General features: G+C 58.7%; 4 protein-coding genes. 3 read left to right on the top strand and 1 reads right to left on the bottom strand.

The genetic code is table 11. The annotated features are described in order from the left end of the window. A partial coding sequence (locus HQL63_05110) for a DUF4147 domain-containing protein (protein MBF0176213.1) occupies nucleotides 1-1,443 on the bottom strand: 1,443 nt, incomplete at its 3' end. Nucleotides 1,444-1,478: 35 nt separating this feature from the next. On the opposite strand from HQL63_05110, the gene HQL63_05105 reads away from it, so the two are divergent. The 3 genes from HQL63_05105 (at nucleotide 1,479) to HQL63_05095 (ending at nucleotide 8,762) form a co-directional block, all read left to right on the top strand. Further along, complete coding sequence (locus HQL63_05105; protein ID MBF0176212.1) at nucleotides 1,479-2,723, top strand: response regulator; 1,245 nt, start codon at nucleotides 1,479-1,481, stop codon at nucleotides 2,721-2,723. A 73-nt stretch (nucleotides 2,724-2,796) separates the two neighbouring features. Beyond that, nucleotides 2,797-4,761 carry an outer membrane protein assembly factor gene (locus HQL63_05100; protein ID MBF0176211.1) on the top strand — a complete coding sequence of 655 codons (1,965 nt, stop codon included), beginning with the start codon at nucleotides 2,797-2,799 and terminating at the stop codon, nucleotides 4,759-4,761. A gap of 5 nt (nucleotides 4,762-4,766) precedes the next feature. Then, entirely contained in the window at nucleotides 4,767-8,762 is a 3,996-nt protein-coding gene (locus HQL63_05095; protein MBF0176210.1) for a translocation/assembly module TamB domain-containing protein, read from the top strand. Nucleotides 8,763-8,784 lie beyond the last annotated feature (22 nt).

Here is an 8,784-nt window from a genome sequence, read left to right as displayed (position 1 = left end):
GGTCCAGGGCAGAGCCCTGGCGGGGTTCGGGGCGAAGCCCTGACAAAGGCTTTCATGTCCAAGCTTTCCTTGCAAGGGTGCTGAACAGTTACCCATTCGTGTCCATGCAGCCCTGCCTGTATCCAGACGTTTTATGCGAGACGGCTGACGCAAACCGATGACCATATCCATGACGTTGGTACCGGTAGGTCCGGTTTGCAACAAATCTTTGCTGGCCGTCAAAAAGGTTTGGGCGTCGGCCTGGAGGAGGGATATCTCTGGATCCAGGCCGGCCCGGCGACCTCTGGCGATCGTCTTCCCGTCAACCAGAGCGCCGGCCCAGGATCCTGGTCCATCGGATCCATCCGTTCCGGCAGCCAGGATAAAGAGGTCATCTCGGCCTTGGATCTCTCGGGCAGCGGCCAAAGCAAGAGATTGATTTCTCCCCCCTTTCCCGGGAGAGGGGGGCAGTGTCACCGTGGTCTCTCCGCCCCAGAGGTAGATGCCCGGCTCCCCGCGCAGCAATTCATCTGCCAGCAAGCGGCCCTGTTCCACAGCATCGCCGGCGAGGGTGCCATCCGCTTTGCGTACTGGAAATCCCAATGCGGCAGCACGTTCCCCGGCAGCCCGTAAAGCGTCGGTGTTGCGTCCGACCACATGCAGGTCCACATGGGGCGACAAGGTATCCTCGGGTCTGGGCCAGGGCGGTGTTTGCGCCAGCAGAACGTGGAGCCATCCGGGCAGCGTTTCCGGCAAGGCTTGTGCTTCTTCCGAAACCAACAAACCTGATCCGATCGTTCCGGGATGGTCTCCCGGTACGTCGGAAAGAAGCAGAGCTGTTGCTGGAACTCCCCCCAAATGGGTCATCAGGCGTCCGCCCTTGATCCTGGATAAGCACTTGCGAATCCGGTTCATGTGGTGGATCTCCAAACCACTACCGAGCAGCCAGGCATTGACGCGCTGCAAATCGGCCAGCGTGACCTGTTCCGGCAAGCACTCCACCAGAGAAGAGGCACCACCCGAAATCAGGAAAAGGAACTTTTTGTTCCCGATACAGTCTGGTCTGGCGTGGAGAAAATCCAGGAGCAGGGCGCCAGCCTCCAGAGAGGATGCATCAGGCACGGGGTGAGCGGACTCCCATACGCGGATCGGCAGGTTAGCGTCGAAGAGTCCACCATGGCCACTTTTGGTGATGACCAGGCCTGCCCTGATTTGCTCCCCCAGAACGTTCAAAGCGCCCCGAGTCATAGCCATGGCGGCTTTGCCGATGGCCACCAGCTTCACCGGTTCCTCGGTCCCGATCAGCGAGGGAAGGGTGGTTTGTACCACATTTTGGCCATTTACCCTTGTCAATGCAGCGTGAAAAATATCCAATAGGCTTTTGGCCGGATGGGGGCTCTCCGGTGCAGACAACCCGGCAACGACAGGCTCAGGGATGCATGGTGACAGACAGGATGGTTTCATGTTGCACGCCGCCCCGAAAAGGTGAACCTGACGGTATGGTCGATGTGAATCCGGCAACCAGCAAGGAAGGTCTTCGGACGGCAGATGGATCCAAATCGCCCTCCATACTTGTCTGCAACGTGGAGTTCGCATTGCGGGAGATGGTGAACGCTCATCTGGGCCAATGGGGCTATCAGGTGGTCTCGGTGGCCGATGGCAGGCAGGCAGTGGAGATGTGCCTGGAACGCCCTTTCGACCTTCTCCTGCTTGACGCGCAGATGCCGACCATGGATGGGTTCGAGGCGTGCAGGCGCATCAAGGCATCTCCCCTGGGCAAAAGAGTGCCCGTGGTCATGATGATCTTCCTGGACGATCATGCCTCCATTGAGCAGGCTTTCGCAGCCGGCGCACAGGATTATATCCACAAACCTATCCACTGGACTGCCTTGAAGCAGCGTTTGCACATCCTCATCGAGGGCACCAGGAGTGGATACCTGCTCAAGCAACACTTGGCGAATCTCGGTTCTCTGATCGGTGAGCGCACCCATGAGCTCAACCTGGCAAAGGAGTCTGCCGAGGCCGGTATTCGTGCCAAGGATGAGTTTCTCTCCATCATCAGTCATGAGATGCGCACGCCCCTGAACACCATCATCGGTTTTTCGGATCTCCTGGTCTTCTCGCTGCAGTCGGATGAAGACAGATCCATGGTTGAGATGGTTCTCAAGGCCGGACGATCCCTGCTGGAGTTGATCAACGAAATTCTCGAACTGGTCAGGGTGGAATCGGGGGAGTACCGGTTTCAGAGTCTGAATTTTGATCTGTCGAGCCTGATCGATGAGATTTTGTGCGAAGTCAGACCACTGGCCGATAAAAAGGGGTTGAAACTGGAGTTGCATCCGATCCAGTGGGATCCCCGTACCTGCCCGAGGGAGGTGCTTGGTGATCCAAAGCGGTTGCGGCAGGTATTGCTGCACCTGTTGCGCAATGCCATAAAGTTTACCGATGTCGGGTCTGTGTGCCTGGGCGTTCGGTCCGCTTCCACGTCTGACCTGCCCACCCTGCTGCATTTTTGGGTTCGGGACACCGGCGTGGGCATCCCTGTCGACAAACAACAGGCGATCTTTCAGGACTTCACCCAGTTGGAAGATTACCACACCCGGAGGCATGAAGGTATTGGCCTGGGATTGACCATCTGCAAGCGCTTCATACCCTGCATGGGGGGCAGGATCTGGGTGGAAAGCTGGGAAGGCAAGGGTTCTACGTTCCATTTTACCGCTGACCTGGGATCTGCTTCACGATAAAGGCTACAGAGCGACCTTTGCGACGCTGGCCTGCGGGGAGAGATTTCCCCCGCCCGAAAACGGCAAACCGATCGTGGAAACTCACCACCGGGAGTTCCGACAGCAACCCATGTTCCACAATGGCTGCATATTGACACTTTGCCGTTTTTTTTTCCGGGCGGGCTGTTTCTATCTGACGATCACGGTGGCCATGGCTGCCGAACCCGTGCCCAAGCCGGAATTCAAGCCGTTTCACTACGATGTGGCCTTTGAAATAACGGGTGAACAGGGTGTGCGTTCCTTGCTGGAAAGGGTCTCCCTGACCTATCGAGAGAGGGGCGATGCAGTCCCCTCTCTGGCGACCCTGCGCAGCCAGGCCACCCGTGACCGCAAACGTATCCTCAAGGCGTTGCGTTCCCAGGGCTACTTTGCAGCCTCGGTGAGTCACACGACCGATATGTCACAACGTTTGCTGCAAGGGCCGCAAGGTCGGCAAGTTGCAGATACATCTTTGCCGCAAGGGGAACAAGATCGGCATGTTGCGGCATCCCCTTTCCATGAGATCCCCGTTCACGTTTTGTTTGCCGTGGAAACCGGTCCTCTCTACAAGTTCGGCAGCCGCGTTTTGCACCTCCAGGGGGGGGATGACACCTACCAGCCACCTTCCCCTGAGGATCTGGGGTTGATCCAGGGCGATCCAGCTCAGAGCAGGAAAGTTTTGCAGGCAGACAAGGGCTTGTTGCTCCACGCGCAAAACCATGGATACCCTTTTGCGGCGTTGTTGCCTCGCCATATCGTGGTCGATCATGCAACCCATGATATGCAGGTCAACCTGTACCTGAACCCCGGACCCCACGCCCGCATGGGAAAAACCACCTGGGTTGGGTTGGCGGGGATCAAAGCGGATTTTGTCCAACATCAGCTTCTCTGGTCGGAAGGGGAGCCCTTTGCGTCGGACAAGCTGGAACGGACCCGCAACGAATTGTTGAAATCGGGTCTGTTTGCCATGGTGGATTTAAAACACGCACCCTCCTTGGATCCGGACGGATCCCTCCCTGTCACGATTACTGTGCAGGAACGTCTGCCACGTACCTTCTCCTTTGGAACAGGCATCACCTCGGACCAGGGCCCCAAAGTCACTCTGGGTTGGGAGCACCGCAACCTGCTGGGAGAAGGGGAAGATTTGGCCGCCCAGTTGGATTATGACCGGGTGCGTAAACGCCTCAAAGGCAACCTGGGCAAGCCCCATTTTGGCCGCAAGGATCAGTCACTCCTGCTGGAGTTCATCACTGAAAGCGAAAACGTGGAAGCCTATCGGAAAAATTCCGTCGCCATTCAGGGCGGGTTGGAGCGAAAGTATCCCGAGGGTTGGCGGTTGTCGTTGGGAACTTCCTATCGCCTCACCGAGCTGTTTCAGGGCGACTCGACGGTTCCCGATGGCACTGGTACCTTCGGGCTGATCTCCTTTCCGTTCAAGGCCACCCTGGATCGCAGCGATGATCTGCTGAACCCAACCCGGGGCTGGCGCCTGAACGGCTTTTTGGCGCCGCTTCTGGACACGCTGGAAAACGGCCACTCGTTTACAAAAATTTATCTTCAGGCAACCGGTTATCAAACCATCATCGACAGCCCGCGCCTGGTTTTGGCGGAACGAATCAAGTCCGGCATTCTGGTCGGATCCAGGCGGAGCGAAGTGCCGATCGATGAGAGGTTCTACACAGGCGGCAACGGCTCTCTCAGAGGCTATGCCTACCAACTGGCTGGTCCTCTGGACAGCAACAATAAACCTCTGGGAGGCCGATCCCTGGTGGAGTCCTCCGTCGAAGCCCGGTTGATGGTGCGGGAAGACCTGGAACTGGTCCTTTTCCTGGACGAGGGGGCCACCATGCAGAGTCCCTGGCCTGATTTTGCCGATCGGCCTTACTTTGGCGCCGGGAGTGGCTTGCGCTACCTGACTCCGATTGGACCCTTGCGGCTGGATGTGGCCGTTCCTTTGGATCGGCGTTCGGGTGTTGACAAAAACTACCAGATTTCCGCCAGCATCGGACAAGCGTTCTGATCCCCATGCGTCCACTTCTTTTCCTCCGCCACGCTGTTCGTTTATTGGGATTATCGCTCCTTGGCGCACTGTTTTTGCTGGTTGGAACCACTTTTTTTGCCCTGCGCACCCCGGCGGGAGTTGAGCATGTGGAACGCGCCGTCAACCATATGCTGGCTCTCTACCACGTCCCGGTTACGTTGCGAGGGATCAGTGGGCGCCTGCCTTTTCAGATTCGGGTTGCGCACGTGGAATGGACGGATGCCCAGGGGGTTTGGGCAGATGTGGAGAACTTGACCCTGACCTGGTCGGGGTGGGCATTGTTGCGCGGGGTCGTGCGCATTCAGGATCTTCAGGCATCTGATTTTTCTTGGTATCGACAGCCCCAGGCATCGGCCTCCCAGGCGGACTCCCCATCGCCTTGGGTCAACACGCCACTTCTTGCCATGGGTCTGCCCCTGGTGGCCTTGGAGGCGGAGCATTTTGCCGTTGAGCGGATCCACCTGGGCGGGCCGTTGTCGGGTTTTCCGGCAGCTCTGTTTCCGGGTGGTTCGATCGTGTTTTCTCTACAGGGAGAGTGTCTTGTACCTCTGCCAGTCGCTGCACATGCCACACCGCTGCCAGGCCCGGAGTGCCGGATGGTTGCGGTTCGGGAAGGCCTGTTCACCTTGGCCGCCCGTGGGAGTCTGAGTGCGGATTGGCTGGCCGAAGAGGCGACCATCGACATCTCTCTGCCGGATTTGCACCCCTGGGGACCGGCTCTGGGCCAGCCTTTGCGTGGCGCCGCCCAATTGACCTTGCAAACCAGGGGAGCGTTCCAAAAAACTCGCCTGAATGCCACCCTGGATGGCGACCATGTGCAAGGGGATAACCTGTATGCGGAGCATCTGCACGCCACTCTGGAGACGCTGTTTTCCCTGACCTCATGGGAGGATGTGCCGGTCAAACTGGCCATGACCGGCTCAATCGGCACCTGGCGGGTACAGGGGATCCAGGGAAAGCCACTCCGCCTGACGGGAGAGGGAACATGGGATCCGCGTACCCTGGCCGGAAAAGGGATGGTCACCACCGACTTGACGGACCTGGCCTCCTGGTTGGCCCTGGCCCATCCAGATAAACCGGGCGAGGGGGGGAAACAAGCAACCCCTGGAGATCAAAAAATGCCGGATGGCGATGGTCGACTCCATGTTGACTATGCCATCTTTCCGGCCCAAAAAAAGCTGGATCTGCAAGCCAGCCTGGCATTGCATGATCTGCGCGCCTGGCCTGCGCCGATCCTGGCGTTGTCAGGGCCGACGCCCACCTTGAGCGCACATATTTCCGGAGATCTGCAAGAAGGTGACTTCACCCTCACCCATGCCCGCCTGGAAGGGACCGGGTTGTCATGTGCCGGTCATGGCCGGTACCAGAGGGCGTCCCGATCATTCACTGCCGATTGGCAAGGGGAGTTGGCCGATTTGCGGCTTCTTGCCAAACCGTTGGCACACCCGGTGGCCGGGAGGATCCGGGGGTCGGCAACGATGCATGGTTCCATCGACGATCCTCATCTCCAGGTGGTGATCCGGGGGGAAAAAATAGTGTGGAATCGCCAACCTGTGGATCACCTTCAGGCACAGCTTCAGGTGCAGGGGTTCCCTGCAAAGCCGGATGGCGAGGTGCGGTTGACGGCTGAATTTCCTGGTGGAACCACGCGCACCGAGGCGCATTTTCGTCTTCAGGGAAAGCAGTTGGATCTCTCACGCCTCCGGGTAGAGGCCCCGGCAGGCAACCTGACGGGACAACTCCACACGGAGATGACGAGTGGGTTGACGGAAGGCGCCCTGCGGGTTGGCCTGCCCCGCCTCTCCTCTCTCGGCCCCCTCCTGGGCGTGGCGATGACGGGTCAGGGCAAGGTGCAGGTTGACCTGCAAGCCCGGCATGGCCAGCAGGAGTTCACGGCGATCCTGGAGGGAGAGGATTGGGCGGGATCCTGGGGATCCGTGCAACGTGTGCATGGGTACCTGCAAGGAAAAGATCTTTGGAAAAAGGCTTGGCTCCAGGGTAACGTGACGGCGACACAGGGCCGCCATGGTCCACACCGTCTGGAACATTTCCGCATGGAAACCTCCGGAGAGTTGCGCAACCTTGCCGTCAACCTGGCAGCGCGGGGAGAGTTCTGGCGGCCCTTTACCCTGGATGGTGCTGGCACCTTGCGCCTGGCGCACGCCGCAGGGGCGCACCCCGCAAGCATGGAGCTGGCCGTTGACCAATTGTCGGGAAAATATGGCAAGGATTCGCTTCGCCTGACGACCCCGTTTCAGATCGTCCAGCACAAAACGTATTGGGATCTCTCCCCGTTCGACCTCTCCCTGGGACGTGCCCGGCTTGTCGCCCACCTTCACCTTGCCAGCCAGGATATATCCGGTCGGATGGTGTTTCATGTGCCGCTCTCTCTGGCGACGGTACATTTGGAAACCCCCTGGGCGGGGGACGCCGAAGGCTATTTGGACCTGTCGGGTACAGCCGATCAGCCGAACCTGGTGGGTGCGATCAACTTGTTGCAGTTGCATGCCAAACGACCGGCCTGGACCCGGGTGCCTCCCCTCAATGCCAAGGTGATGCTGGCTTTCGCAGAGCAAACCCTGAAACTCAATGCCGATTTGACCAATCTGAACCCCGGTGTCTTGCACCTGGACGGTTCCATCCCTGTCAAATGGCGGGGGTTTCCTCTGCATGGGGAGTTGCCTCCACAGACAAAACTGGTCGCCAGCTTGCGTGCCGATTTGCGCATGGAGCAGCTTGCCGCATTTTTGGACCTGCCCCAACAAGAGCTGACAGGCCGTCTACAGAGTGATTTGCGTCTCGACGGAGCCCTGGAGCAGCTCGGATTGACCGGGTCGATCCATGTGACGGAGGGACGTTATCTCCATCTGGAAACCGGCGCCGAATTTAAAAATATAAGCCTTGAGGCTCGGGCCATGGGTCGGACCCTGACCCTGACCCGTCTCTCCGCCGACAGCGGCGCCGAGGGGCATGTGCTTGGCACGGGCACGTTTTCCTTGCTTCCCGAGTCAGGGTTTCCGTTGCAGATCGATCTGGATTTGGACCAGGTCAAACCTTTGCACAATCAGACCGCGATTGTCTTGGCCGATGGACGTATCCGGGTTGCAGGTCCGCTGCTTGCGCCTCGGATCGCTGGTTCCATCACTCTGGGGGAGAGCCAGATTTTTCTCACGGATCCGGAAGCGGAAGAGATGGACAGCATGGCCGTCGAGGAAGAAATGAACGGCGTTCCCCTGGAGCGGGTCAAGATCGGGACACCGGTGCGCGAGAACCGCCCAACGCTTGACCTGGAGATCCGTTCGCCGGGTCGTTTGGTGACGCGAGGCCGGGGGATCGACGTGGAGTGGTCAGGCGAAGTCAAGGTGACTGGTTCCTATGACAGCCCCGAGTTGCGTGGCGTGATGCATATGCAGCGTGGCCAGATTGATTTACTGGGACAAAGATTTCAGGCCGCACGTGGTACCATCCATTTTACCGGTTCTGTGCCACCCAATCCCCTGACCGACCTTGATGCCACGCTGCAACGTAAGAATCTTCAGGTCACTTTGCGTCTCCAGGGCCCCATCCGTTCGCCGACCCTCTCCTTTGTCAGCGATCCGCCATTGGCGCAGGATGATATCATTGCCAACATTCTGTTCGGACGGACAACAGCCGAGATCAACCCAACCCAGGCTGCCACGTTGGCCCTGGCGCTGCGTACCCTGAACGACGGTGATGGCCAAAGTTTTTTGGATCGGTTTCAAAAGGCCATCGGTATCAGCAAACTCGACTTTGCCCCGGGCGACCGTCCGGAGACCGGCGTGGTCAAGGTCGGAAAATACATCAATGACAAAATATTTTTACAGGTGGAACGCGGACTTGCCTCCGGAACAGGCGGGGTTTCGGTGGAGATGGACATGACCCACAACCTCTCTCTGAAAACAGAGATGCATGAGGAAAAATCCCAGGAGGTCGGGATCAATTGGAAACATCAGTATTGAGCCGGGCAGGGAACCTGCCCCG

This window comes from Magnetococcales bacterium (genome assembly GCA_015231175.1).
In the GTDB taxonomy this organism is placed as follows: domain Bacteria; phylum Pseudomonadota; class Magnetococcia; order Magnetococcales; family DC0425bin3; genus HA3dbin3.
The sequence above is the reverse complement of the archived record's forward strand: the minus strand, read 5'-3'. Positions and strand labels throughout refer to the sequence as shown.

What these genes read in the sequence shown, in the direction of transcription:
- HQL63_05105 (MBF0176212.1), top strand. Translation starts at nt 1,479, where the DNA reads ATGGTCGATGTGAATCCGGCAACCAGCAAGGAAGGTCTTCGGACGGCA.
- HQL63_05095 (MBF0176210.1), top strand. Translation starts at nt 4,767, where the DNA reads ATGCGTCCACTTCTTTTCCTCCGCCACGCTGTTCGTTTATTGGGATTA.